Raw genomic sequence first — 24048 nt, forward strand, 5'->3', positions numbered from 1 at the left:
TCTATCCCGGAAACGGGACCGGCGGATGGAAACCACGCATCAAGACCACCGAATACTGGTCAGCCACCACCATCCCCGCAGCAGCACGGAACTTCGCCATGCCCAACCAAACAGCAACCCTCACCCCGAACCGAAACGGCACACTCACCCTCCGCAACCTCAAACCCACCGGAGAGCTCAACATCATCACCCTCAACACCGGAAAACTCTAAGGAATCAATTGTGGAGCGCGCTTCAGAAGTACTGCGCGCTCCACAACTACATCCCCGTCACGCCTCCTGTAAAATCTCCACGATCATGACCGAGCAAGAACCGAGCTATATATACGAAGAAGGTCAGTGACCCGGTCAGTCACATCGTGTGTCTCGGCGATGAAGTGCGCACCCTGCTGCAAATCAGAGAAACCCTGTGGGTCAATGAGCACACGCGACGCAGCCTCCGCAACTCCGCTCACTGACGGTTCTCCCAGTAGTCGCAGCTCTGGGTAATATTCTGGTGAAGCTCCGCTTACGAGCGGCACTCCAACCGATAGAGCTTCAAGCTCACTGATTCCTAGCGCATCAGTCATTTGTCCCACCACTACGGAAGCACTAGCAAGCCACCTCGTATACTCTTCAGAACTCATTCGCGGGAGCAACCGTACCCCAGCTGCTCGGGCATCATCCGAGCCGGACCCCCACTGCAAGCCCATGATTTCCGCGTCCGGGTTCCTAGCTCGTATCTCCCGCGCCACCTCCACCTGTGCTGACCCACCCTTACTTTGCTCCCAGCGCGAAGCAAAGATAACTCGGCCCGGAACAGGCGACCACTTGGGTGCACCTGCGAGATTCACAGGCCCAGGGAAGTAGATTGGTTCGGTCCGCGGCTCCAGATTGAGTACGTGAGGGAGCAAATCGGGAGTCGAATACAGTACTGCCGACGCGTGCTGCGCACCGAAGCGAAGCTTGTCCGCCCATCCGTCGTACTGACGAGATCTCACGTCGGTACCGTGCAGGTGAAGGACCCAAGGGACTCTCAGCCATCGCATATGTGGGGACAAACCCCCGGTGTGCAAATGCACGACATCCTGGCTAGTGCTCCTCGCTGCAAGCGTCCCATCCCAGAACACCGGCCGGGTGCGCAGTGCCGGGTGTTTGAGAAGACCGTTCCAAGTACGGCGGTAGTACCAGGGGATGTTCGTCATGGACCAGGACTGCCCCATCTCATTGGCAGCATCAACAAGGGTCCTGCCTACGTTCGCAGCATCGTGAACATGGAGCGCTTTCACTTTCTGCGTGTCCGCGAACGTCATCCGACAGCTCTCAACAGCTTTCGCACGGCGTCCGTCCACGGACCCATGACCTCTTCCGCGCTGAGTTCTCGGGCAGAACGGTGCGACGCCTGCTTCATATTCGCTACTGCCTCCGGCGTGAGGTCCATAAGGAGCTGTGCAATCGACTCAGCGCTGAAATCCTTCGAGACTGCTCCAACCCCGTATTGCCGAACGATGCGCTCCATCTCAGGAGACGGTCCAATCACGACTGCAAGCCGAGCCTGAATGAATTCAAAGAGCTTGTTCGGAAGCGCATGAAGAAGATTGAAGGTACTCGGCGGACAAATGAAGATCCCAACATCATAGTTCTGCAACATGGGCACGATTTGATCGAACGGAACTGCAGGTCTCATTCGGACTGCGTTGTTGGAGACAGCCGATGCTCGAGCCGTGAGCTCATCAATGTATTTCTGTTCTCCCGGCACCATGACCAAGTCGAGCGTGGTCGACCCTGGACGGATCTCATTTGCACGGGCAACCGCGTCGATCATGACCTCGATCTTACGTCCTCGCCCTGCAGCGCCAGTGTGAATCAGTCGGAGCGGCATCTGAACTTCGGTCGGACTGTAACGGCCGTCATACGAAGAAGCATTGGGCACTACCAGGGGCTCGGGTATTCCATACACCCGTGCGTACTCTTCAGCAATGCCCTTCGCGACTGTCGTCACGGAATCCGCTCTGGTCACGTATTGGCGTGCCGCCCAGTGCATGAACGGGCCAATAAGCACTTTCCACTGCAGCCGGTCCTCACCCTGTCTAGGGGCGTACTCGTGGAGGTCGGCATGCACGCCCCGGACGGGACGCAAAGCTAGTGCAAGGGGCACTGCAATAACATCATTGGCTATGATCACGTCGACTGAGCCGGCCGGAATCGCACGACGGACGAACTTGATCCGCTCCGAATCGAAGTAGAGCCTCTCGTAAAAGCGCATCGTCAGGAGCGTTGCAGTGGACTTGAAATCCGTCCGCCACGCCTTCAAGTCGTCGGGAATCTGCACGTGCTCGACGACGCCCCTCGGCGCCTCACCGTACCCACATGAGACGATATCGGCGATTTCGCTGAGCAGTCTGATCTGTCGGAGCACTCGTGGATCGCGCACGATGGGCGAGAAGGACAGAACCAGTACTCGTGGCCTTCGAGACGGCACACTCTTGCCGTTCGCAAGTTCTACCATTTCAATACCTCACCCATTTTGAGACTTCGGACAATTCAGGCTAGCCCGGCAAGCGCTGCTTGCTTAGCGAAATCAGGCATCTGCGCGACAACTTCGTCGAATGTTCCACGGCCAGCCAGTCGTCCGTCAGCGAAGAAGAAGACGACATCACTGTCTTTGATGGTCGACAGCCGATGAGCAACGGTGATAGTTGTCACGCTTCCCGCAAGATTCCGGATTGCTTCAGTGACCGCGGCTTCTGTCGCTGTGTCGAGTGCACTGGTTGCTTCATCGAGCACGAGCACAGCGGGGTCACGGTAAAGTCCACGGGCGATACCCAGCCGCTGCCGCTGGCCGCCGGACAGCGCCATTCCTCGTTCTCCAACCACACCGAAAATACCGTCTGGTCTCGACTCGACCGCATCGAGCATCTGAGCCCGACCGAGTGCGCGGCGCACGCGATCCTCGTCTACCTCATCCGGGTCCCAGGTCAAAGCGACATTCTGGGCGATCGACGCGTCGAAGAGGGAGACTTCCTGAGGCACATAACCGACCCTTGCACGCCAGGAATGGAGCACCTCCTGCAGCGGCACCCCCCCAATGAGGACTTCGCCGGAGCTTGGTAGTAGCAAACCAAGCAACAGGTCGATGAGCGTCGACTTCCCCGCACCCGAAGCACCGACGACCGCGACGCGGGAACCGGCCGGTACAGTCATGTCGACATCCACCAGAGCTGGGGTCTCGGTGTTCGGGTAGCTGAACCGAACGTTGGAGAGGATGATGTCAGGTACACCGACAGGAAGGACGCTCTGGTCGGGCGATTCCTCATCCTTCGCCCGTGCTTCGGCCTCCTTGATGTCCTCCAGGACCTGCTCCGCAAAAGGGGTACTTGAGTGGACTGTCGACAGGATCGACTGGAACCTCGTCAGAGCAGGGACGATGCGAAAGCCAGCGACTCCGAAAAGGGCGATCGCACCAAGCGTGTTACTCACCGGATCCACCTCCGCAGGACTAGTGAAATACCCGACAAGCCCCACCAGCATGAAGCCCCCAATAAGCGCCGACTCGAGGACGAAGCGAGGAACCTGTCCGAGAAACAGCGCCATGGAACGGGCCTTCGCAGAGTGCACACGATTCGCATGGACCGCTCGTTCGACGTCCTCCGTTGCCCCCTTCAAAGTCACCTCTTTAAGGGCGCCCATCGCCTCAGTGATGAGACGAACTGTCCGCAACGAGAACTGGCGGTTGCGCCGGCCGTTGGCAACTGCTCGCTTGGAGATACCTCTTGACAGGAAAAGGGCCACGAGTCCGAGGTAGATGATCGCAGTGATCGCTGTAATCCAGTTGCTGACCAGAAGCACGATGACGACGGCGAGGACCGTGACCACCTCACCCGCTAAACCCATTGAGGGCATGAGGACGCCGGAGACCGTGATGGATACACCAGAATCGACTGATCTGACGAGCTCCGACGAGTTGCGCTTCAACCGGTCCACCCAGGGCGCGCGGAGATATGCAGCCAGCAGACGGTCCCCTATAGACACCTCGTGTGCAGCGAATCGGGTTGTGGCGACACGAAGCAGGAGTACATTCAGGGCACTCTTAAGGATCACTAGGGCACAGAAAATAGCCAAGACGGCGGCATAACCGGAAACCGTTTCAATGACGACCGGGCCGAACTCCACCGGTCGATCTGCGATGATGCTGGACATCGTCACGGCCAGAAGACCTAAAGCGACGATGTCAATCAGGGCAAGAGACGACGACAGCGCAGCATAGCCGATCAAGAACTTCCGGGCCGACCGGGGTAGTACGTCGAGCAATCGGAGGTTGATCTGGAGTAAAGCATTCATTTGTCATCTACCGATTTCTGTGTTTGAAGCCCATTCGTCGAGATAGACTCCTCAGCGTTCGACGCGGCGTACGCCTGCCATGGTTTGTCTGCCTCATCCAGCGCTATTCTTCTAGAGAGCTTGGTCAGGGTTGCCTCGGACTGGCGGAAGCGCTGATGCGTTGTTGACATGTACACGAGGAACGAGACGATGAACGCGTAGAGCATCAGATCGGTACCGCGACCTACTCCAACGACCGCAGCAAGTCGAGTTAGAAGCGTAGGGAGAAAAATAGAAAGGACTGCTCCGGTAGCAAAAAGTAGAACCATAATCCTGCGAATCGCCATGTGCTTGGCATTCGATCCGCCACGAATAAGCACCAAAGACACGAAGAGAACTACGCAGACGAGAACGATTTGCACAACAATAATCATTTATTTTACCTAAACAGCAGATCTGCCAAAATATTTACAGAATTTAGCAAGGACTGTCCTTTAGATTTCGAGTATTCGGTGTATCGAATTTCAACGGGATGCTCCGTCCACGATGGCTTGGAGACTGAAATTATCTGGATCAACTCGGATGCGTGCGCCATCCTGTTCTGCGACAAATAAATATTGGCGACCATATTGCGATCGAGTGCTCGCAATCCATTGTGCGCATCCGTAAGGCGCATCCCCGTACTCCATCGTGCTTGAAGAGCTGCCACTCGGAGAACCAAGCGCCTGACACGGCCGATGTGTGTGCGATTGTCCAGAAAGCGTGACCCCAGGACGACCTGGGCTTCCCCGGACTCCACTCGCTCAACCATCGCCTTCGCGTCACTCACTCGATGCTGACCGTCTGCGTCGAACGTCACGACTGAAGTGGTAGCTGGATCGAGGAGCACGTACTCGAAACCGGTCTGAAGAGCTGCGCCCTGCCCCAAATTCACCGGATGTTGAACTACCACTGCGCCGGCCGCACGAGCGGCATTGGCCGAAGCGTCGGTGCTGCCGTCGTCAACGCAGACCACGTGCGGAAAGGTGTGTCTAAGTTCCTCGATGACGGAACCGATGACAGGAGCCTCGTTGTACAGCGGGATCACAATCCAAGTGCGGCTCACCCGTCAAGTATCACATAGACCGCATGCGACATCGGCGCCCCCAGGGCGACCTGCGGCGGCTGAAGCTCGTCGAGGAAGCCCTCGAGAAGGCGGATGCGAGCGGCCCGCGTCACCCTACACTGCGAAGAAACGCAGCCTTCGCTTCCTGGACCGTGGCAGTAGCACCCGCGGATAGCTGCGCACTGCTTGGAAGCCCATCGGCAGCGTCATGCCCTACTGATACCTCTCATCATGTGCTGATCAGTGGCCTGCGGACACTTCGCGTGCAGCCGGTTCCGACGGTCCCCAGCTAAATCTGAACCGGAGTAGCGTTGAGGGAGCTGAGCTGTCTCGACGGCCCAGTCTGAAGCGTTACGGGACCGCCCTTCCAAGTCCGTGATAATATCATGAAGTTTGCCAATTACTACTCGCGTCTGTTGCTGTGAAAATTGCGGTCGGATTCAACTGGAGGAAGACAGATGTCTTGGTTGGGCCTCCTGCCTACCCTGGCCGCAGCAATAGCATTGCTCACCCTTCCGGGCCTCGCGCTCCTAGCGGCGCTCAACGTTCGCGGCTTTCTCTCCCTGGGTCTAGCGCCGATTCTTTCTGTCGCAGTGATCGGTTCGGCTGCAGTGCTGCTGTCACTCCTGAGCATTCCGTGGTCGATCGTTAACTTCGTATTGACGCTCACAGTGCTTCTTATTATTGCGGCATTGGCACGACGCTTCGTTTTTCACATTACCTGGCACCCCCTTCTCGTTGCAGTCGAATGGAGGACTGCCCTTGGTGCAGTGGTAGGCGTAATGATGGGAGGGCTCGCTTCCGCCTACAATCTGATTCGAATCTTCGGCAATCCGAATAATATTGCGCAGCGTTATGACAACGTCTACCATCTCAATGCGGTGCGGTGGGTCCTGGAGAAGGGCGATGCCTCTACTCTGACTCTCGGGCGGATGCTGAGTCCGTCCGCCGAAATCGCTGTGTATCCCGCCGCTTGGCATGGTTTTGCGGCGCTGATCGTGGAAGTGACCGGACAGCCCATCCCCATTGCGGTCAACGCGCTCAACATTGCGATTGCCTCTCTGGTGTGGCCAATCAGCGTCATGCTCCTTGCGCGGATCGTCTTCGGAGCGCAGCCGGTACTGCTAGCAACGGCAGGTCTGTTCTCCGCCGGGTTCGCCGCCTTCCCCATGGGCCTCATCGATTTCGGCCCGCTGTATCCGAATCTCCTTTCATATGCGATCCTGCCAGCAGCTCTTGCCCTCGCGATAGCGGTCTTTCGTGTCCGATCAACAGAGAACACCGACTACCGCCTAATCTGGGTGGCCTTTCTGGCAGCAATCGCTGCGCTGGTACTCGCACAACCAAATGGCTTCACCGCCCTCATGGCCCTGTCGCTACCGATCGCCATCTTCAGTTGGCTCGGTTGGCTCAAGGCCCGTTTTGGGGCGCGAGGGCGCCGCGGCTCCGTCATCCCGATACTCGCAGCGATTCTTTTTTGCGCCGCTTTCGTCGTCGTCTGGCGAGCCATGCTGCTTGGGTATGACACCTGGTTACCCTTCACCCGCTATGCCAGTGCCATCGGACAGTCACTTACCAGCGCTCCCCACGATCGCAGCATTCCCGTCGTCATCGCCGTGTGCACAGCAGTCGGATTGGTTCGCCTGATCAAAGCTGGGAACGGCCGTGTCTGGCTTCTGGGAGTTTACGGGGTTGTCGTTAGCCTCTATGTGGTCTCAGCGGCAGAGCCCCGCGGCGCCTTCCGGCAGGCCATAGTAGGTAGCTGGTATCAGGATCCCCAGCGCCTGGCTTCACTTCTTCCTCTTCCGACCGTGCTGATCGCGGCATTCGGAGCAACCGGCCTTCTCACGTGGCTGTGGCTCGGGGTGCTGCGCGTGTCCTCGACACCATCGCGCGGATTGCGAGCCGTAGCCGGCGCGGTCGTGGCGGTGGTGGCGGTTCTGGGTGGGCTTCAGAGCCAGCATGGGCAGGTTGATGACATGGTGATCGAGAGCAGGCAGAACCACACGTGGGAGGGAAACCCGACCATCCTCTCGCTCGATGAGCTGGCTCTGCTCGAACGGTTGGACGACGAAGTGCCCGAGGATGCCGTGATCGCCGTCAACCCTTGGAACGGTGGATCTCTTGCATACGCGATCAGCGGTCGTGCGGTGACCCAGTACCACATGAGCTCGCGAGCACTACCGCCTGATCTTTCCGTTCTTTCCCACAGGCTCGACGTCGCGACCTACGACTCGAGGGCCTGCTCGATCGCCAGAGAGGAGAATGTCGAGTACGTGCTCGACTTCGGGGACTACTACCTCCTGGACCGGCTGGAGGCCGAGGATTATCCCGCATTCGACGACGTCGCCGACGCCCCCAATCTGGAGCTCGTCGACCGCGAGGGCGATGCAAGGCTCTATGAAGTGACCAACTGCTTCTGAGGTAGGCTCATCGTTCGACGAAGGGCTTTCACACTGCGCGGAGATGGGTGATGGCTTCGCTCACGCTGCCGTCCTTCACGATGCGCCCGTGTTCGAGCACGACGCCGCGCTCACAGACCTTGCTCACCATGTCGAAATCATGGCTCACCACAACGAGCGTCTTCCCCGCCGCGTTCAGCTCCCTGATCTTCGCGAGACACTTCTTCTGGAAGGGCTCGTCGCCGACCGCGAGGATCTCGTCGATGAGGAAGATGTCGGGGTCCGTGTGGACAGCCACGGCAAACGCAAGCCGGAGATACATGCCGGAGGAATAGAAGCGGACCTCGGTGTCGATGAACTCCCCGATCTCGGAGAACTCGACGATGGAGTCGAACTGCTGCCGTATCTGCTTCTCCGTCATGCCGAGAATGGATCCGTTGAGGAACACGTTGTCCCGGCCGCTGAGATCCGGGTGGAAGCCGGCGCCCACCTCGATCAGGCCGGCAACCCTACCCCGGACCCGGACGGAGCCCGCGTCGGGCAGCATCACTCCCGAGATGTGTTTGAGCAGCGTCGACTTCCCGGAGCCGTTGAAACCGAGCAGGGCGACGGTCTCCCCCTGCTGGACCGTGAGATTCACGTCGTCCAGCGCGGCGAATTTCCGACTGAGGTCGCCCTTACGTCCTTTGACGAGCCACAGTGCGGCCTCCTTGATGGACCGCGTATGGCGCAGGACGAAGCGTTTGTCGAGTTTTCTGATTTCGATCGAGACGGACATTCACAGCTCCTGGGCGAATCGGCCCTCGAGCCGGCGGAAGACCAGCTGCCCGAGGACGACGACGATCAACGAGATGGCCAGACCTACGGGTACCCAGACCGAGAGGAAGGACGGCGGCAGACCCTGGGTCTGCTCGGCCGTCGGCATCCAGAAGGCGAAATGGAAGGACTCCACCCCGATGGTGATCGGGTTGAGTAGATAGATGTCGAGCGCGGTCTCCCCCAGTTGGTCGCGGACCATGGTCCACGCGTAGAGGACAGGCGATGCCCAGGTGGCGACCATGAGCAGCATGTCGACGAAGTTCTCGGCGTCCCTGAAGTAGACGTTGACAGCGCCGAAAATCAGGCCGAGGCCTGTGGCGAGGAAGGCCACGATCAGGAATCCGAGGACGGCAGTGCCGACCTGGAGCACGGAGGGTGTCCAGCCCGTCAGGAGACAGGCCCCGACGAGGATCACCATCTGGGGCAGGAAGTGGATTCCGGAGACCCAGATAGCAGAAACCGGGAAGAGCTGACGCGGCAGGTAGATCTTCTTGATCAGGCCGCCGTTGGTCACGATGGACCGTGAGGCATTGCTCAATGCTTCCGAGAAGAAGTTGATCAGCACGATCCCTGAGAACAAATAAATTGCGTAGTTTGGTAGACCTGCAGGGTTACGCTCGCTCTGCTCGAGGCCGAGGAAGATACCGAGGGCAATGTAGAAGACCACGAACTGGACGCCAGGTTTGACATAGGACCACAGCAAGCCCAGGATCGAGCCGCGATAACGGACCTTGATCTCCTTGTCCACCAGGAGCTTGAGCAGGAATCTGCTTCCCAACACGTCCCGGAGGCCTCCGCCGCGTCCCGGCGAAACCAGACCGACTGAGCCGTCGCCGGCTCGTGAAGCGCCAGCACTCACGCCCCGGTCCCGGCGTCCGTGCCATGAGCAGTGCCGTCCAGCTCGAAGGTCTGGCGCCAGGCATGCTGTGAGGTGAAGTCGGGCAGTGCTGCCCGGTACTGCTCGGCCAGCTCGTCCCACCGGAGATACAGACGACGGTGAAGATCGGCGCTGCGCAGCGCCAGCTCGCGTGCCTTCTGGGCGTCTCGCTTGTGCCAGGAGGCCCCGGTGCCGTCCGAGGACGTGACCAGTGCCGAGTCGAGCTGCGCCAACCGCCACCAGCGCGCATCGACGGCTGCGACATGGGCTTCCGGGTTCTGGGTCGCGGCTACAGAGACGGGTCTCACCTGGTATGCGGCACTTGCAATCAGTCGCGCAACGGCTGCGGAACGGCTCCGCGCAGGGGCTGGACTCTTACCCTTGTGCGGCGGTTTGCTGCGCTTCACGGCTGGGAAGTCGGCCAGATCCTTGGAAACCCGTGCATCGTCGAAGGAAGCTCGCGTGGCGCGGACCTCGCCCAGTTTGGTGCCGATGGTGCGGTGGAGGTGCTCGGGCCCTGAGAGCACGTCCTCGAGCGCCTGCAGGCGCAACTCCACCGCAGAGTACTGCATCGACAACAGGTGACGGGCGTCGACGCCCAGGCTCTCCTTCGGCATCCGTCCGCCGCGCTTGTACGGCGAGTAGATGAGCGTTGCGACCCAGCGGTTCCGCTGGTGGTAGTAGGCCTGCCAGTCGATCGTGTCGTCCTTCTCCGTCCACGGCATGTGCCACACGGCGGCTCCAGGCAGTGACACGGTCGTGAAGCCGTGTGCTTTGGCCCGGATCCCGTACTCGACGTCGTCCCACTTGATGAAGACCGGGAGGGCGAGGCCTATCTGGCGGATGATCTCGGTGGGGATCAGGCACATCCACCACCCGTTGTAGTCGACGTCCACCCGGCGGTGCATCCACGGCGTTGTACGCAGATTACTGCTCCCGAAGTCGTGACCCTCCCGGGTGTTCTCCGCTCCGCCGTAACTGAAACGGTAGGGTTGCACCGCCTCACCGAAGTTGTGCATCACGGCGCGCTCGAACAGGTTGAACATGTGCCCACCGACAATGGTGGGGTTGCGGGTGAAGTCTGCGAACTGGGCGGCGCGGAGGATGCCCTCGGTCTCCATCTCGACGTCGTCGTCGAGGAGCATGACATAGGTGCTCTGCCCGTCCTCGACGGTTTCCAGCATGCCTCGGGCGAAGCCCCCTGACCCGCCCAGATTGGCCTGTTCCACGATCTCGAGACGGTGGCCGAGTGACTCCGCGGCGTCATCAATCCCGGCTTCCTCCCGGACCTTCTGCGTGCCCTGATCGGTGACGATGACCCTGTGCAGGACGGGGAGAAGGTCCGGCGAGGCGCCCAGTGCCTTGAGGTTGCGGGCGCAGTAGTCGGGCCGGTTGAAGGTCGTCACGGCGATCGACAGCTTCCCGGCCTGGAAGCCGTCCGGCTCGGGAACACTCCATTCGGCGCTGGTGAGCAGGACGGCGCCGCTATGGGCTGCCAGGTCGAACCAGTACCAGCCGCCATCTCCGAAACTCGCGATCGGGAGGTCGAAGACCACCGGAGCAGACCGCGACCCGGTGCGCGTGCTGCTCACCCGATTGGCCGTACCCCTGGAGGTCGACCGGTAGACGACGACGGTCGCATCGCCCTCGAGCTCGACGGTCAGACGCACCGTGCGGACACTCGTGTGAGCCTGCCAGTAGCTCGCCGGGAAGGCGTTGAAGTAGGTGCCGAGTGACACTCGCTCGTGGGCAGGAAGTGACAGGGACCGGCGATCCACCACGTAGTCAGGGTGCACATCGGCGCCACCGGAAGCTGCGGCGTCCACCTCCGTGGTCCCAGGCTTGTGCTCGGGCACCCGCTGGAGATTATTGAAGTCCACGTAGAGCGGCATGGTGTCGAGGTCCCCGGTCTCCGGGAACACCACACGATGGATCGTCTTCCAGGTTGCCTCGACACTGTCCGAGGTCGGCTTCTGGTCAGCTGCTGCAGTAGTGGTCACGCGTCCACTCCTCCACTCTCAAGCGGGGTGCCGTCACTGAAGTGCGGCTTGATCTTGTTGTCGTACATGGTCAGGGCGGACCCGATGGCCATGTGCATATCCAGGTACTTGTAGGTGCCGAGGCGCCCGCCGAACAGGACGGAGCTCTCGGCCTTCGCCAGGTCACGATAGGCGAGCATCTTCTGGCGGTCATCCGCTGTGTTGATGGGGTAGTACGGCTCGTCACCCGACTCGGCGAATCTCGAGAACTCGCGCATGATGACGGTCTTCTCGGTCTGGTAGCCACGCTCGGGGTGGAAATGGCGGGGCTCGATGATCCTCGTGAACGGTGTCTCGGCGTCGTTGTAGTTGACCACGGAAGTGCCCTGGAAGTCCCCGGTCTCGAGGACCTCCTGTTCGAAATCGATGGTGCGCCAGGACAGCTCGCCCTCGGCGTAGTCGAAGTACCTGTCCACCGGGCCGGTGTAGATGATCGGCACCGTTCCGACGAGATCCTTCTTGTTCAGCGGCTGCGACTCGTCGAAGAAGTCGGTGCTGAGCTGCACCGTGATGTTGGGATGGTCCGCCATACGTTCTATCCACGCCGTGTACCCGTCCGTGGGGAGTCCCTCGTAGGTGTCATTGAAGTACCGGTTGTCGTAGTTGTAGCGCACCGGCAACCGCGAGATGATGCCGGCCGGCAGATTCTTCGGGTCGGTCTGCCACTGCTTGCCGGTGTAGTGCTTGATGAAGGCCTCGTACAGCGGCCGCCCGATCAACTGGATGCCCTTGTCGTTGAGATTCTGCGGGTCGGAGCCCGCGAGCTCTCCAGCCTGCTCCTGGATCAGGCTCCGCGCCTCGTCGGGGGTCAAATTGGCCCGGAAGAACTGGTTGATCGTCGCGAGGTTGATCGGGAGGGAGTACACCTCGCCGTTGTGGACCCCGTAAACCTTATGGACGTAGTCGGTGAAGGTGGTGAACCTGTTCACGTACTCCCAGACCCGCTCGTTGGAGGTGTGGAAGAGGTGGGCTCCGTACTTGTGGACCTCGATACCGGTTTCGGCGTCGCGCTCGCTGTATGCGTTCCCCCCGATGTGATTGCGCCGGTCGATGACCAGCACCTCCAGTCCGAGTTCGCTGGCGACCCGTTCCGCAACGGTCAGGCCGAAGAAGCCTGCTCCTACGACGACGAGATCAGCGGTCACAAAGTCTCCTGACAAGAGGGTGAATGCGGGCAGCAGAGCGCAATGCCCGCCGCTCAAGGATACCCGACCGGTCTCCTTGATCCTTCATAGGCCGTCCGTCGCGATTCCTGGAACTGGGACCCTGCACCATCACACGCTTCAAGCATTACCACCCGGCGCTTCACTCCGCTTCACCTGGCCTAGAGTTGGGACATGCGCCCAAGCATTCTCTGCATCTCCTTCTCCGACATTCAGGCGGACGCCCGCGTCCTTCGCCAATTGGACATCCTCCGTGAATTTGGTGACGTGACAACACTTGGTTACGGCGAGAAGCCACGATCGGTGGTCGAGCACCTCGAATTGGACGCATCGCTTCCATCCTTACCTCAAACCGTCGCCGGCATCGCACTTCTGGCAGTTCGAGCTTTTCGAAAAGTCGAATTGATGGCGCCCGCAGTGCATGCAGCGAGGCGGCTGGTTGAGGGTCGCGCTTTTGATCTGGTTGTCGCGAATGAAGCGCGCGCCCTCCCCCTAGCTCACCTGATTGCCGGTCACGCTCCCGTATGGGGCGATATGCATGAGTGGGCCCCTGAAGAACGGGTCCACGTCCTCTCGTGGAGATTGCTCGTCAAGCCGTACATGACGGCTATCTGCTCGAAATACCTGCCTCGAACAGATGCAGTGACAGTGGTGAATGACTCGATAGGCCGCCTCTATGAGGAACAGTTCTCTATCGAGGCTGTGACAGTCCGCAACGCTCGACCCTTCATCGACCTGCAGCCAAGCGCTCAGGTGCCTGGCGTTATCAGACTCGTGCATAGTGGTGCTGCAATACCCGGCCGCAATCTCGAGGGCATGATCTCAGCCACCGGCAAGCTAGGTCCCGGGTACACCCTCGATCTATATCTCGTGACTGCTCGAGATGGCGGGAAGTATCTGAGATTCCTCGAATCACTCGCGGCGGGCACGGAAAATGTGACGCTCCATCGTCCGGTCACCCCCGAGGACCTACCAACCACCCTGAATCAGTACGATGTGGGTATCTTCAGCTTGCCCCCTCAGACGAAGAACCACGCCCTCATGCTGCCGAACAAGTTCTTCGACTTCGTTCAGGCACGTCTGGCCATTGTCTTCAGCCCATCGCCAGAAACGTCCCGATTGATCAATGAATATGATTTGGGCGTTATCGCTGAAGATTTCTCTGATGATGCACTTGCGGACGCTCTTCGACAGATGACTAGTGAGGGCATTGCTCTTTTCAAGTCGCATGCTCACCTGGCGGCTCGAACTTTGAGTTCGGAACGGGACCAGGAAGCGCAGCGAAAAATTTTGAAGGACCTCTTGCCTTAGCCATATGGGCAGACGACGACACCTCAGATGCGACCCGATGAAATAGAGTTCAATCGTTCAGTGCACCGACAAGCTAATTCCCACTTACTCCGTGGATCCTCTCGACAACAGCTGCCACTTGATCCCCGACGCGTGTCAGCGAATAGTTGTCCTCAACCCACTCAGCGAGACGCTGCTTCTCGCTGCCTGACCTTCTGCTGGTGAGGAGTTGGCGCATCGCCAGCGCTACCTCATCAGCGTCCCATTCGACACTCAGTCCCAGGTTCTCCCCGGCGACAATGTCCTTCAATGGACCGACCCCCGCATAGATCACCGGCGTGCCACAGCTGAGGCTGACGAAGGCCTTGGTGGCGAAAGCGAAGTCGTATCCCTTCGCTGGCCGCACCGACGCCAGCCCGGCCACCGCTCCCCTGAGAACACTCGAGAGGAACTCGCTGTCGACCGTGCCTGGAAAGCTGATTCGTTCTCCTGCAGGTACTGCGCGGTCGACGAGTTCATCTCTTTCGACGCCGTACCCGTACATGATCAGCCGGACGTCCGGGAACTCCGCCATGACCCTGAGGAAGCCATCGACGAAGACGCCGGCGCCTTGGATTTCGGACATCGTGCCCGCATAGACGAAGTACCGGCCATGCTCGGGCGTAGCTCGACCTTCTCTAGAGAACTTTCGGGTGTCGACCCCGGTCCCCACGTTCACCACACGCTCTGGACGGCGCGTGAGGCTGACAACTGCGTCTGACACGCCGGGTGAGACCGTCAGGACATACCGTGCTGCGGATAGGACGTACCGTTCGAGAGTGCGGAGCAGCAGAACGACCGGTGCGGGAACCCCGATCCCAGCGGCAGCGACGGAGCTGACATCGGCCGCGAAATAGACGAACGGTCGCCTACGTATTGCAGCAGCTATGCGGACCATCAATCCGGTGGTGGGCGGCGGCTCGACGATGATCACATCGAACGCTCTACCGAGGAGGAGGCGGAAGAGGAGTGGTATGTCGAAACTCGCGTACTCCACGTATCCGCGAACAGCACCCGTTTTGTCCCGCAGGACGGGCCACCTACGAACTGTCGGGCTTGACCGTTCGGCTCCGGGCGCGCGAGACGTGTAGACGATCACCTCGTGCCCGCGCTTCTCAAGCTGGCGGACCGTCGCCGCTAACCGATAGGCGGCAGCGCCGGTCTCCGGTTCAAAGATGCGCGTCGCGACGGCAATGCGGAGACCCACGGTCAGAGGTCGCGGACGACGCCGTCACGAGCCGCCTCGATGATGGCTTCGGCGACACGAAGGGTGTTCAGACCCTCGCGCATGGTCACCGTATTGTCGGCAACTCCGAGAGCTGCATCACGGAACGCCTCCAGTTCGGAGCGCAAAGGCTCGCGCTTGGTGAGCGCCAGCCGGGTGATGTTGCCCTCCGACACTCCCCTGAAGTTGGAGACCGCCTCCCATTCCGTTGTGAAGGTTCCGTTCTCGTAGAACGTGAGGTCAGCCGTGAGGGTGTCGGCGACGAAGGCGCCCTTCTCCCCCGTCACGACGGTGACTCGCTCCTTCATCGGAGAGAGCCAGTTCACCAGGTGACTCGTGATGACGCCGTTCTCGAGCTGACACGATGCCGTGACCATGTCCTCGTGGGGCCGACCGGATCGAGTACCGGTGCGCGCCGATACGGAGACGAACGGGGACTGCGCCAGCCAGGACGTGAGGTCGATATCGTGCGTGCCGAGATCCTTCACCACACCGACGTCGGCGATCCGGGCAGGGAACGGACCCTGGCGTCGCGTGGCGATCTGGTACACCTCGCCGAGGTCGCCCGAGGCGATCCGGCTCCGTAGGGACTGCAGCGCGGGGTTGAAGCGCTCGATGTGCCCGACAGCGCCGACCAGCCCGGCTTCCTCGAATGCCTCGACGAGATTCTGGCCTGCCTGCACGGTGTCCGCGATGGGCTTCTCGACGAGGGTGTGGACGCCTGCGGCTGCGAGTGCCAGACCGACTTCTTCATGGAGGCCGGTGGGAACTGCGCAGACCGCCAGATCGAGACCCTGGCCGATGAGCTCGTCGATGGACCCGCAGAGCGGAAGATCACCGGCAGCTCCGTGCGGATCACCATAGGCATCGGCGACGGCGACGAGCTGCAGACCCTCGACCTCCCGGATGGCCCTGGCATGGTTCCTGCCCATCATGCCCAGGCCGATAAGACCTACCCTCAGATCAGCCATGAGCTAGGCACCGGCCTTCGCGAGGGCGTTGACCGCTGTGACGATCCGGTCGAGGTCCTCCGCGTCGAGCGAGGGATGCACGGGGAGGGAAAGGACCTCGCGGGCGGCAATCTCCGTATTCGGCAGGTCCTCCGTCCGCTGGAAGGAGGGGAGCCGATGATTCGGAATCGGGTAATACACGCCGGAGCCGATGTTGTATTCGTCCTTGAGCGCGGCGGCGAAACCCTCGCGGTCGCCTTCCACCCTGATGGTGTACTGGTGGTAGACATGCACGGCGCCGTCGGCCACGGCCGGCGGGACAATACCCTCGAGGTTTGCCGTGAGGAATGCCGCGTTGGACTGGCGCTGTTCCGTCCAGCCGCCCACCTTGGTCAGCTGCACCCGGCCAATGGCGGCGTGCAGATTCGTCATCCGGGCGTTGAATCCCACCAGTTCGTTCTCGTACTGGCGTTCCATCCCCTGGTTGCGCAGCAGTCGGAGGCGGCGTTCGATCCCCGGATCTCCGGTGGAGACCATTCCGCCCTCGCCGGAGGTCATGTTCTTGGTCGGGTAGAGGGAGAACATGGCGAAGTCGCCGAACGTGCCGACCTGCCGCCCGTCGAAGGACGCTCCGTGTGCCTGCGCGGCGTCTTCGAACAACATGATGCCGCGCTCGTCGGCGAGCTGCCGGTATGCGGAGAGATTGGCCGGGTGCCCGTAAAGGTGCACCGGCATGATGCCCTTGGTCTTCTCGGTGATGAGACTCGTGACGTGGGCGATGTCCAGGCAGTAGTGATCGAGCTCCACGTCCGCGAAAACGGGCGTGGCACCGGTGAGGGCCACGGAGTTGGCGGTCGCCGCGAAGGTGAACGACGGGACGATGACCTCATCCCCCGGCCCTACGCCGGCGGCGAGGAGACCCAGGTGGAGTCCTGCCGTACCGGAATTGACCGCGACCGCACCTCGGCCGTCGAGGAGCACCTCCGAGAACTCTTTCTCGAAGGCAGCTACCTCGGCGCCCTGCGCGAGCATGCCCGAGAGCAGCACGGCGTCGACGGCAGCGCGTTCCTCTTCGCCGACGATCGGTTTCGCTGCGGGAATGAATCCAGTGCTCATGCTTCTACCCCTACCAGTGTCAGTTTTCCGTTCAATTCTTCATACTGCTCGGCCGTCTCGGGACAGACCCAGGCGCCGCCGACGTCGTGCAGAGGGTGGCCGGCCCGGCCGACCCAGCCGATGCGTTTGGCGGGTACACCCGCGACCAGGGCGAAGGGCGGTACGTCCTTCGTGACCACCGCGCCCGCCGCTACGGTGGACCACGCTCCGATGGTGACCGGCGCAACGCAAACGGCGCGCGCCCCGATGGCCGCACCCTTCTCCACCGTCACGCCGACCGGCTCCCAGTCCTCCGAGCTCTTGAGTCCACCGTCGGGCGTGATGGACCGGGGGTAGGTGTCGTTGGTCAGTACCACAGCGGGACCGATGAAGACACCCTCCCCCAGAACCGCCGGTTCGTAGACCAGCGCATAGTTCTGGAGCTTCGAGTTGGCTCCGATACGGACGCCAGTGCCCACGTAGGCCCCCCGCCCGACGATGCAGTTCTCTCCCAGGTGGGCGTCCTCACGGACCTGGGCAAGATGCCAGATCTTCGAACGATGCCCGATGGAGGCGTCAGGCGACACGTCGGCGGTCTCAGCGATGTAGCTCATAGTGCTTCATTTCCTCTCTGCAGCTGCCGGAGCCGCCTGTGAAGCTGCGACGCCGAGGGACGTGCATGGTGGTCAGGCCCGCCCGATGACCCGATAGTCCACATCGGCCCACTTCTCCGGGCTGCTCACGCGGCGCCCGTCGATGAAGGCCCTGATACCCGGCAGATCGGCGGAGGTCAGACCGGCGTACTCCTCGTGATTGGCCTGCACCACGGCTGCGTCGATTGCCTCGCCGAAGTGGTAGGGCGCGAAGCCGAGCTTCTCGAGTTCCTCGTCTGTGTACATCGGGTCGTTCACGACGGCGACGGCGCCGCGCGAGGTCAGGGCATCCACGGCGGCGAAGACACCGGAGAAGGCCGTCTCCTTGACGCCTCCACGGTACGCGGCGCCGAGCACCACGACCTTCGCTCCCGTGAGGTCTCCGTACACGCCCTCGAGGAGGCCGATCGTGTAGTCCGGCATCCCGGCGTTGGCCTCGCGCGCCGCGCGGACCACCGTGGCCGACGGGTCGTTCCACAGGTACAGGCGCGGGTAGACGGGGATGCAGTGCCCGCCGACGGCGATGCCCGGCTGGTGGATGTGGCTGTACGGCTGCGAGTTGGAGGCCTCGATCACCTGATAGATGTCGATGCCGACCGTCGCGGCGTACCGGGCGAACTGGTTGGCCAGCCCGATGTTCACATCGCGATAGGTTGTCTCCGCCAATTTGGCGAGCTCCGAAGCTTCTGCGGACCCCAGATCCCATACGCCGTTCCCGCGCGGCAGGTCCGGCCGGTCATCGAAGTCCAGGACAGCCTCGTAGAAGTCCACCGCACGCTGGGCACCCGCGGGCGACAGACCACCCACGAGCTTCGGGTACTTGCGCAGGTCCTCGAACACGCGACCCGTCAGCACCCGCTCCGGGGAGAACACGAGGTGGAAGTCCTGACCTTCCACGAGTCCGCTGCCGGACTCGAGCGCCGGCTTCCAGCGGTCCCGGGTGGTGCCCACGGGCAGCGTCGTCTCGTAGGAGACCAGGGTGCCGGCGGTGAGGTGCTTCGCAAGCTCGGCAGTGGCGGCGTCCATCCAGCCGAAGTCGGGCTGCGCCTCCGCGTCGACGAAGAGAGGAACCACGAGCACGACGGCGTCGGCGCCCGGAACAGCATCGGCGTAGTCGGTGGTGGCTCGCAGCTTGCCCGCCGGCACCAGCTCCGAGAGCTTCTCCTGGAGGTGGGCCTCGCCGGGGAATGGCTCGCGTGCTTCGTTGACCATTGCCACAACTGCCGCGTTCACGTCCACGCCGATGACCTCATGGCCCTTGGAGGCGAATTGCACCGCCAGCGGCAGCCCGATTTTGCCCAGGGCAATGACAGCAATTTTCACGTGAGAGCACCTTTTCGTCTTCATGTCCCGCTCGACTGCGGCGGTTTATTCCCACACCAGCGTATAGGTACCAGCCCACATCGCCGTTCGCAGTGCCCCCCGCGCGGCGGGTGTCGGTCCGCCACGCGCAGCCGCCGAGCGGGGTTGGACGAGGCGGTATCCACATGCGTAGCCCACACCCACGCTTCCGGAGACCCGGTCCCTAGTCTCGAACCAGCAGGACTGCGTCAGGAGGCTTCATGGATCTTCACATCACCCTCGTGGATGCTCCCCCGGCGGTATTCCCTGCCCGCGAGATCGTCGTCGACACCGATGTGCTGCGCTCCGGCGTCACGCTGGCAGAGCGTCTCGAGGCCGCGGGACACCGCGGCCCCTTCACCGTGGACGGCGTGCCCCTCACAACTCTGTCGCCACTGGCCGGCGCGCTGCCGGACGGCGCGGTGGTCGTGGCAGGCCTCCAGCCCTGTCCTCCCCGATCGGAGCGACTCCCCCACCTCGTCTTCGTGGTCCGATCGGGCCCCGACGCCGGCCAGGTGGTTCCGCTCACGCGCGGCAGCTACACGATCGGTCGCGCGGACAGCGACATCGTCATCGCCGATCCGGCCCTGTCGCGGCGCCAGGCGCTCCTCACGGTGGGCGCGGACACCATCACGCTGGAGGATCTGGGCTCGGCGAACGGCACTGTGGTGGATGACGAGCCCATCACGACGGCGCTGATCACCGTGGCTGCCGTCGTCGCCTTCGGAACGAGTCGGTGCGGCCTCGAACTGGTCGATGGCACGGAGTGGCTCCCCTCCCCTGCCGTCGATGTTCTCGCCCCGATACCCCTCGGCGTCGAGCTCCCGGCCAAACCTTCGCGCATCCTCGTGCTCACCGCCTTCCTGCCGCTCGTCCTCGGCGTCGTCCTGGCCCTGACCACCGGCATGTGGTTCTTCCTCGCCTTCAGCGCCCTGTCCGCCGTGACCGGCATGGTTCCGCTCCTGACCTATCGCCGCAGCTCGAAGGACTTCGCCCGCACCGTGTGCCGTGCCGCCGGGCAGGACCGCGACCGCCGCAGTCGCGCCGTGCCGGATCCGGGACAGACGGCCCTCGACGCCCTGCGCCACAGTGCCGATCCGATACTGCCCGGGAACCGGGAAGAGCCGCGCGCACCGACGCTCGCCCTGCTGCGCCTGGGCCTGGCGGCACAGCCGGCCCGGCTGACCGTCAATCGGGCGGATCAGGGCTTCGTCCCGCCCGTCCTGCCGGAGCTACCCCTCCTCCTGCCGTGCGCAATCCGTGCAGCCGGCGCGGCGCCGAACAGCATGACGGTGACCGGTGAGGCCGACGCCGTCCACGCCCTGTCTCGTGCCCTCCTGCTGCAGCTCGCCCACCCGGCCGCCGATCCTCCGCCGGTCCTCTGCTGGGGTCCACCCTCCGAGGTGCCCCGGCACGCCCGCTTCCTGCCGAACGTCCGGCTCAGCCACGACGTCCGAGTGCTCGCGTCGCTCACGGCCAGCTCGTCCCTCCTCCTCGTCTTCCAGTTCTCGGACGATCTACCCGACATGAGCGCAGCGCCGCACGTCTGCATCATCGACTTCCGCGGGGGCGACGCTGTGACCGACCAGAATCTGTCCACGGACCACGTGCGGCTCTGCTCCGGATCCGCCCGGGCCCGGCTCGGCGGCATCGACCTCGACGTCCGGGTGGATGGCGTCTCCAGCCACGTGTTCGAGCGGACAGCACGTCTGCTCGCCCGCTCGAAGCCACTGGCTCTCGCGCGAGCAAGGCTCACCGCGGGAACAGCGGGCGGGCTTCCCCGCTCGGCCTCCCTGTGGACCGGGGACCTGAGCCCCGGGGCACTGACGGAGACGGCGCGGCCGCACTGGGCACGGGCGGATCCCGGACACCCCGTGGCCCGCCTGGGCCGGGCGGCGAGTGGCGATCTGTTCCTCGATCTCGTCGACGACGGCCCGCACCTCCTGGTCGCCGGGACCACGGGTTCCGGCAAGTCGGAGTTCCTGAGGACCCTCGTCCTGGCCCTGGCGGTGGATCAGCCGCCGGAGCTGCTGACCATGCTGCTGATCGACTACAAGGGAGGCTCAGGGCTGGGGGCCCTGGCCGCTCTGCCGCACTGCGTCGGCAGCCTCACGGATCTCTCCTCCGAATCCACCGCGCGGGCCCTGACCTCGCTCCGGGCGGAACTCCGACGGCGCGAGACACTCTGCGCCGATCACGGTGCCTCCGATCTGGGCGAGCTGCGCCAGGTGGCACCCGCCGCCTGCCCTCCGCGGCTGCTGGTGGTCATCGACGAGTTCAGGATGCTGAGCGAGGATGTCCCCGGCGCTGTGCAGGATCTGCTGAAGATCGCTGCCCTCGGGCGCTCGCTGGGGGTGCACCTCGTGCTGGCCACTCAGCGGGCCCAGGGTGCTGTGACGCCCGACCTCCGGGCCAACATCACCTCGTCCATCCTCCTGCGGGTCCAGACGGCCATGGAGTCCCACGATCTCCTCGGATCGGGCGCGGCAGCCGAGATCGGCGTCGACTTTCCGGGCCGCGCCTATCTGCGCCGGGGAGGGGAGGTACCGGTGGCCTTCCAGGTGGCCTCGTCGTCGTCCAGGCCCCCGGCGTCGACGACGACCGGGTGGCAGGATCTCGCCGCATACGTCACCGGAGAGGACCCTGCAGCGCGCGCGGCGCCCGGGCCTGATCCCGCAGCTCCGGCCGGCGTGCTCGACACGGCGGTGAGGGCCCTCGGTGCTGCCGCGGGCGACTCCCCCACCCTGCAGCTGTCCCGTCCCGTCCTCCCACCGCTGCCGACGCTCCTGCCGGCGGCTGCCGTGTCCGGATATCAGCCCGCGGATCGGCCCGGGCGCTGTCCGCCCGGGGAAGCCGTCCCTCTGGGCGTCGCCGACTTCCCCGACGTACAGACCCAGCGCCTCCTCCTGTGGCATCCGGGAGGCCACTCCCATCTCGCCCTGGTGGGCCTTGGTGGGAGCGGAAGTACGGCGGCCCTCGCGTCCTCGGTGTCACGGCTACCGGTGATCGACCCCGACCTGCACCTGTATCTCCTCGACGGCGACGGGTCCCTGAGTGCTTCCCGCGACTTCGCCCAGATCGGCGCGTACGTGCACTCCCACGAGACCCGCAGGGCCGGCCGGGTCCTCTCCCGGCTGGCATCCCTGCCCCTGCAGGAGCCGGGCTCGCGGCCCCACATCGTCCTCGTGATCACCGGATGGGGTCACTGGAGTACCCGGTTCCGGCAGGGCCGCTCCCTCCAGGCGGAGGAGGATCTGCACACGGTGGCGCGGGACGGCGTCACCCGCGGGGTGAGCATCCTCATCAGCGGCGACCGCGAACTGACGACCGCCCGCTTCTTCGCCCTCCTTCCCAACCGCGTGTATCTACCGCTCGGCGCGCACCAGGAGACCACGCTCACCTGGCCGAAGCTTCCACTGCTCGATGCCGTCGCAGGACGTGGTTTCGTCCAGGGTCCGCTCACGGGTGCCTCCGGTGACGGCGCCTGCCAGCTCATCGCCGACCCGGCCGGACAGGACGCGGTCACCGAGCCGCCCCGGCCGCCCGTGACCGCCCCCTTCCCGGTGCATCCGCTGCCACGCCTGATCCGGCTCGACGAACTCCGCAGAGGCCCCGGCGAACGACGGAGCTGCCCTGCGGGTGCCATCACGGTAGGGGTGCACGGGGACGATCTGGCCACGTTGTCCGTCTCCCTGCTTTCCGGCGAGGTGTACCTGGTGCTGGGTCCACCGGGCTCGGGGCGCTCCACCGTGCTGCGGGTGTTCGCACGATCGCCCGAACACCTCCGCGCCGGGCGCCGCCTCCTGGCTCCACCGCCGGGCACCGGAGCGCCCGAGTACTGGCGGGGTGTGCGGGACCACGGGTGCGGTGAGGTCCCGCCCGAGCGGATCATCGCCTTGGTCGACGACGCCGATAGGCTCCCTGCGGACGTGCAGCAGATCCTGAGCTCCCTCGTGACCGCCGGCGCTGCCGCCGTCCTCTCCGCCGCACCCGGTCCTGCCCTCCTGACCCGGGTTCCCCTGTCCCTGCAGGCCCGGGGATCCGGCCGCGGGATGGTCCTCGCACCGAGGACGCCCGCGGACGGGGACTTCTTCGGACTGCGACCTGAGGTGGAGGGTCCGCCCGCGGCGGGACGCGGCTGGGCCTGCGAGCCGTCCGGGGCCGTCGAGCTGCAGATCGCGTGGCCGGCTGACGCGCCCGACACCGGTCCCCTGCAGACAGCTCCGGTCGGCGCTCCGGCTAGAGCATTTTTCCGGAGCCCACCGGGCGCACCGTGAACTGGACCACGGGTCTTGAGAACAGCGTCACGATGACAGCGGCAGCCGGCACCAGCAGCAGGACACCGAACAGCGGATTGCCCGCCGAGAAGTAGGGGAAGGAGAGGATCACGAGGAACAGCTGGACGACGAGCGCGGGTGAGCGCGGCCAGCGGAATCCGCCGGCCAGTCGGCGTGCGAGAGTGACCAGCCCGGCCCCGAGCAGCACCAGCAGGACGGCCATGAACACCGACCCACCCACAGAGAGGGGATCCGGTCCGAAGATCGTGAGCATGAAGCGGACCGCGAGCAGGACCAGGGCCGCTGCCTGGACCACCAGGACACCGCCGATCAGCAGGACACCGGGCGGCCGGACGGCGGGCTGGGGTGCGGGATCGACGGTCACACCCGAACCCTACCCGACACCGCTGCGGCCCTGAGCGCCCTCGTGGGAGCAGCTCCGCTGTGACCGACCCCTCACCTGTCAAGGCAAAGA

18 protein-coding genes are annotated in these 24048 nt (G+C 63.3%); 4 read left to right on the forward strand and 14 right to left on the reverse strand.

Annotation, left to right across the window (positions count from 1 at the left end):
* The coding region (locus tag FQ377_RS14895; protein ID WP_187393357.1) for a hypothetical protein at window positions 1-212 on the forward strand (212 nt) is incomplete at its 5' end.
* Between the two features lie 1075 nt (window positions 213-1287).
* On the opposite strand, the gene FQ377_RS12305 is transcribed toward FQ377_RS14895, so the two are convergent.
* The 4 genes from FQ377_RS12305 to FQ377_RS12320 all read right to left on the reverse strand — a co-directional run bounded on the left by FQ377_RS12305 (window position 1288) and on the right by FQ377_RS12320 (window position 5403).
* A complete protein-coding gene (locus tag FQ377_RS12305; RefSeq protein ID WP_187393358.1) occupies window positions 1288-2397 on the reverse strand; it encodes a glycosyltransferase in 1110 nt (369 codons plus the stop codon).
* A gap of 125 nt (window positions 2398-2522) precedes the next feature.
* Window positions 2523-4319, reverse strand: a complete 1797-nt coding sequence (locus FQ377_RS12310; protein ID WP_148601572.1) for an ABC transporter ATP-binding protein — start codon at window positions 4317-4319, stop codon at window positions 2523-2525.
* Window positions 4316-4732 carry a DUF2304 domain-containing protein gene (locus tag FQ377_RS12315; RefSeq protein WP_148601573.1) on the reverse strand — a complete coding sequence of 139 codons (417 nt, stop codon included), beginning with the start codon at window positions 4730-4732 and terminating at the stop codon, window positions 4316-4318. The genes FQ377_RS12310 and FQ377_RS12315 overlap by 4 nt, the downstream gene beginning before the upstream one ends.
* A 5-nt stretch (window positions 4733-4737) precedes the next feature.
* A complete protein-coding gene (locus FQ377_RS12320) occupies window positions 4738-5403 on the reverse strand; it encodes a glycosyltransferase family 2 protein (RefSeq protein WP_262364441.1) in 666 nt (221 codons plus the stop codon).
* Window positions 5404-5861: 458 nt separating this feature from the next.
* Between FQ377_RS12320 and FQ377_RS12325 the strand changes: the two genes are divergently transcribed.
* Window positions 5862-7826: a DUF6541 family protein gene (locus tag FQ377_RS12325; RefSeq protein ID WP_148601574.1), complete on the forward strand. Its 1965-nt coding sequence runs from the start codon at window positions 5862-5864 to the stop codon at window positions 7824-7826.
* Between the two features lie 28 nt (window positions 7827-7854).
* On the opposite strand, the gene FQ377_RS12330 is transcribed toward FQ377_RS12325, so the two are convergent.
* From FQ377_RS12330 to glf, 4 genes are all read right to left on the reverse strand, one after another.
* On the reverse strand, window positions 7855-8583 hold the full coding sequence (locus FQ377_RS12330; RefSeq protein ID WP_148601575.1) for an ABC transporter ATP-binding protein: 729 nt from the start codon (window positions 8581-8583) through the stop codon (window positions 7855-7857).
* Window positions 8584-9405 carry an ABC transporter permease gene (locus FQ377_RS12335; RefSeq protein WP_262364442.1) on the reverse strand — a complete coding sequence of 274 codons (822 nt, stop codon included), beginning with the start codon at window positions 9403-9405 and terminating at the stop codon, window positions 8584-8586.
* 74 nt (window positions 9406-9479) lie between these two features.
* Window positions 9480-11501 (reverse strand): glycosyltransferase, encoded by a 2022-nt coding sequence (locus FQ377_RS12340; protein ID WP_262364443.1) that lies wholly within the window; start codon window positions 11499-11501, stop codon window positions 9480-9482.
* Window positions 11498-12685: a UDP-galactopyranose mutase gene (glf, locus tag FQ377_RS12345; protein ID WP_148601576.1), complete on the reverse strand. Its 1188-nt coding sequence runs from the start codon at window positions 12683-12685 to the stop codon at window positions 11498-11500. The genes FQ377_RS12340 and glf overlap by 4 nt, the downstream gene beginning before the upstream one ends.
* A gap of 192 nt (window positions 12686-12877) precedes the next feature.
* On the opposite strand from glf, the gene FQ377_RS12350 reads away from it, so the two are divergent.
* Window positions 12878-14014: a glycosyltransferase family protein gene (locus FQ377_RS12350; RefSeq protein ID WP_148601577.1), complete on the forward strand. Its 1137-nt coding sequence runs from the start codon at window positions 12878-12880 to the stop codon at window positions 14012-14014.
* Window positions 14015-14087: 73 nt separating this feature from the next.
* Here the strand turns inward: FQ377_RS12350 and FQ377_RS12355 are convergent, their stop codons facing one another.
* From FQ377_RS12355 to FQ377_RS12375, 5 genes are all read right to left on the reverse strand, one after another.
* Window positions 14088-15239 (reverse strand): glycosyltransferase, encoded by a 1152-nt coding sequence (locus FQ377_RS12355; protein WP_148601578.1) that lies wholly within the window; start codon window positions 15237-15239, stop codon window positions 14088-14090.
* Between the two features lie 2 nt (window positions 15240-15241).
* Window positions 15242-16228 (reverse strand): Gfo/Idh/MocA family protein, encoded by a 987-nt coding sequence (locus tag FQ377_RS12360; protein ID WP_148601579.1) that lies wholly within the window; start codon window positions 16226-16228, stop codon window positions 15242-15244.
* A gap of 3 nt (window positions 16229-16231) precedes the next feature.
* Complete coding sequence (locus tag FQ377_RS12365) at window positions 16232-17323, reverse strand: DegT/DnrJ/EryC1/StrS family aminotransferase (protein WP_148601580.1); 1092 nt, start codon at window positions 17321-17323, stop codon at window positions 16232-16234.
* Window positions 17320-17916, reverse strand: a complete 597-nt coding sequence (locus FQ377_RS12370) for an acyltransferase (protein ID WP_148601581.1) — start codon at window positions 17914-17916, stop codon at window positions 17320-17322. The genes FQ377_RS12365 and FQ377_RS12370 overlap by 4 nt, the downstream gene beginning before the upstream one ends.
* A gap of 72 nt (window positions 17917-17988) precedes the next feature.
* The gene (locus FQ377_RS12375; protein ID WP_148601582.1) at window positions 17989-19278 is read right to left on the reverse strand and encodes a nucleotide sugar dehydrogenase; all 1290 of its coding nucleotides are present in this window, start codon (window positions 19276-19278) and stop codon (window positions 17989-17991) included.
* 239 nt (window positions 19279-19517) lie between these two features.
* On the opposite strand from FQ377_RS12375, the gene FQ377_RS12380 reads away from it, so the two are divergent.
* The gene (locus FQ377_RS12380) at window positions 19518-23573 is read left to right on the forward strand and encodes an FtsK/SpoIIIE domain-containing protein (RefSeq protein WP_148601583.1); all 4056 of its coding nucleotides are present in this window, start codon (window positions 19518-19520) and stop codon (window positions 23571-23573) included.
* Here FQ377_RS12380 and FQ377_RS12385 read toward each other — a convergent pair.
* Window positions 23536-23958, reverse strand: coding sequence for a hypothetical protein (locus FQ377_RS12385; RefSeq protein WP_148601584.1), 423 nt, complete (start codon window positions 23956-23958; stop codon window positions 23536-23538). The genes FQ377_RS12380 and FQ377_RS12385 overlap by 38 nt on opposite strands.
* Window positions 23959-24048: the final 90 nt, after the last annotated feature.

Origin of the sequence: Arthrobacter echini (assembly GCF_008107445.1) — a bacterium.
Taxonomy (GTDB): Bacteria; Actinomycetota; Actinomycetes; order Actinomycetales; family Micrococcaceae; genus Arthrobacter_D; species Arthrobacter_D echini_A.

Coding starts and splice junctions, on each gene's coding strand:
- FQ377_RS12310 (WP_148601572.1), bottom strand. CDS start 4,319: ATGAATGCTTTACTCCAGATCAACCTCCGATTGCTCGACGTACTACCC.
- FQ377_RS12315 (WP_148601573.1), bottom strand. CDS start 4,732: ATGATTATTGTTGTGCAAATCGTTCTCGTCTGCGTAGTTCTCTTCGTG.
- FQ377_RS12325 (WP_148601574.1), top strand. CDS start 5,862: ATGTCTTGGTTGGGCCTCCTGCCTACCCTGGCCGCAGCAATAGCATTG.
- FQ377_RS12330 (WP_148601575.1), bottom strand. CDS start 8,583: ATGTCCGTCTCGATCGAAATCAGAAAACTCGACAAACGCTTCGTCCTG.
- FQ377_RS12350 (WP_148601577.1), top strand. CDS start 12,878: ATGCGCCCAAGCATTCTCTGCATCTCCTTCTCCGACATTCAGGCGGAC.
- FQ377_RS12360 (WP_148601579.1), bottom strand. CDS start 16,228: ATGGCTGATCTGAGGGTAGGTCTTATCGGCCTGGGCATGATGGGCAGG.
- FQ377_RS12365 (WP_148601580.1), bottom strand. CDS start 17,323: ATGAGCACTGGATTCATTCCCGCAGCGAAACCGATCGTCGGCGAAGAG.
- FQ377_RS12370 (WP_148601581.1), bottom strand. CDS start 17,916: ATGAGCTACATCGCTGAGACCGCCGACGTGTCGCCTGACGCCTCCATC.
- FQ377_RS12380 (WP_148601583.1), top strand. CDS start 19,518: ATGGATCTTCACATCACCCTCGTGGATGCTCCCCCGGCGGTATTCCCT.